Origin of the sequence: Veillonella tobetsuensis, assembly GCF_001078375.1 — a bacterium.
GTDB lineage: Bacteria > Bacillota > Negativicutes > Veillonellales > Veillonellaceae > Veillonella > Veillonella tobetsuensis.
Genome location: NZ_BBXI01000031.1, coordinates 1 through 2,766, shown reverse-complemented (window position 1 = coordinate 2,766; position 2,766 = coordinate 1). Strand labels below are relative to the sequence as shown.

Genomic DNA, 2,766 nt, shown 5'->3' with positions numbered 1-2,766 from the left:
TTAAGTAAAGCCCTCGATCTATTAGTACCAGTCAGCTCCAAACCTCACGGCTCTTCCACACCTGGCCTATCAACCATGTCGTCTACATGGGATCTTACTAGCTTATGCTATGAGAAACCTCATCTCAAGGCTGGTTTCACGCTTAGATGCTTTCAGCGTTTATCCGTCCCGAACGTAGCTACCCAACTGTACCCTTGGCAGGATAATTGGTACACCAGCGGTTCGTCCACTCCGGTCCTCTCGTACTAGGAGCAGCCCCCTTCAAGTTTCTTGCGCCCGCGATGGATAGGGACCGAACTGTCTCACGACGTTCTGAACCCAGCTCACGTACCACTTTAATCGGCGAACAGCCGAACCCTTGGGACCTACTTCAGCCCCAGGATGTGATGAGCCGACATCGAGGTGCCAAACCTCCCCGTCGATATGGACTCTTGGGAGAGATTAGCCTGTTATCCCCAGGGTAGCTTTTATCCGTTGAGCGATGGCCCTTCCACTCGGCACCACCGGATCACTAAGCCCGACTTTCGTCCCTGCTCGACCTGTCCGTCTCGCAGTCAAGCTCCCTTCTGCCTTTACACTCTTCGAGCGATTTCCGTCCGCTCTGAGGGAACCTTTGGGCGCCTCCGTTACTCTTTAGGAGGCGACCGCCCCAGTCAAACTGCCCGCCTAAGACTGTCCGGCCGGTCGTTACTCGGCCCGTTAGAAATCAATTAATGAAAGGGTGGTATCCCAACAATGACTCCCCTAAAACTGGCGTCCTAGGTTCTACGTCTCCCACCTATCCTGTACATTCATTAACTAAGTTCAATCTTAGGTTGCAGTAAAGCTCCATGGGGTCTTTCTGTCCAGTCGCGGGTAACCTGCATCTTCACAGGTACTTCAATTTCACCGGGTCCCTCGTTGAGACAGTGCGCAAGTCGTTACACCTTTCGTGCGGGTCGGAACTTACCCGACAAGGAATTTCGCTACCTTAGGACCGTTATAGTTACGGCCGCCGTTTACTGGGGCTTCAATTCAGAGCTTCGACCGAAGTCTAACCCCTCCTCTTAACCTTCCAGCACCGGGCAGGTGTCAGCACCTATACATCAGCTTTCGCTTTAGCAGGCACCTGTGTTTGTGGTAAACAGTCGCTTGCGCCTCTCTTGTGCCACTCATTCATGCTCCACGCGTTACTGCCCTTCACACTACATGAGTCCTCCTTTTCCCGAAGTTACGGAGGCATTTTGCCGAGTTCCTTAACGAGGGTTTTCCCGCGCACCTTAGGATTCTCTCCCCGCCTACCTGTGTCGGTTTTGGTACGGGCGATGTGTCTCTACCTAGAAGCTTTTCTCGACAGTGTAGGATCAATCACTTCGCTGTAAACAGCTCGTCATCACATCTCAGCTTTTAGAGCTACGGATTTGCCTATAGCTCAACCTACATGCTTAAACACGCACTTCCAATCGCGTGCTGACCTACCTTACTGTGTCACTCCTTCGATCAAACGATTCACACCGGTACAGGAATTTCAACCTGTTGTCCATCGCCTACGCTTTTCCGCCTCGGCTTAGGTCCCGACTTACCCTGAGACGACGATCGTTGCTCAGGAACCCTTAGGCTTTCGGTGGAATGGATTCTCACCATTCTTTTCGCTACTCATACCGACATTCTCACTTCTCATCAGTCCACAACTCCTTACGGTACTGCTTCAGCCCGATGAGAACGCTCCCCTACCCATATACATTGCTGTATATGACACGACTTCGGTTTTACACTTTAGCCCCGGACATCTTCGGCGCAGAGTCTCTCGACCAGTGAGCTATTACGCACTCTTTAAATGGTGGCTGCTTCTAAGCCAACATCCTGGTTGTTTTGGAAACTCCACATCCTTCGCCACTTAGTGTAACATTTGGGACCTTAGTCGGTGTTCTGGGCTGTTTCCCTCTTGACAATGGACCTTATCATTCACTGTCTGACTCCCGAGTATAAGTATAGCCATTCGTAGTTTGACTAGGTTCGGTAACCGGTATGGCCCCTAGCCCGATCAGTGCTCTACCGCCTATACTCTCAACCTCGAGGCTAGCCCTAAAGCTATTTCGGGGAGAACCAGCTATCTCCGTGTTCGATTGGCATTTCACCCCTATCCACAACTCATCCCAAAGCTTTTCAACGCTCACGAGTTCGGTCCTCCACACAATTTTACCTGTGCTTCAACCTGGCCATGGATAGATCACTACGGTTTCGGGTCTACTATTACTAACTGAACGCCCTGTTCAGACTCGCTTTCGCTGCGGCTCCATGTTTTCCACTTAACCTCGCTAGCAACAGTAACTCGTCGGTTCATTCTTCAATAGGCACGCCGTCGTCCTGATATATATACAGACTTCGACTGTTTGTAGACATACGGTTTCAGGTTCTCTTTCACTCCCCGCCAGGGGTTCTTTTCACCTTTCCCTCACGGTACTATGCGCTATCGGTCGATATCAGTATTTTGGCTTGGAGGGTGGTCCCCCCTGCTTCCCACAAGGTTTCACGTGTCTCGTGGTACTCTGGATACAGTCCCATGTATGCAAGGTTTCGATTACAGGGCTTTCACCTTCTGCGGCTATGCTTTCCAGCATGATTCTTCTACCTCATTTACACTTGATGACTGTCCTCAACCCCGGTGCGGTTGCCCGCTCCGGTTTGGCCTCTTTCCCGTTCGCTCGCCGCTACTAAGAAAATCTCGTTTGATTACTCTTCCTCTGGGTAATTAGATGTTTCAGTTCCCCAGGTGCCCTCCTCATA

General features: G+C 51.1%; 1 rRNA gene. It reads right to left on the bottom strand.

The annotated features are described in order from the left end of the window. Position 1: 1 nt before the first annotated feature. A 23S ribosomal RNA gene (locus VEI_RS09255) occupies positions 2 to 2,766 on the bottom strand; the annotation flags it as partial.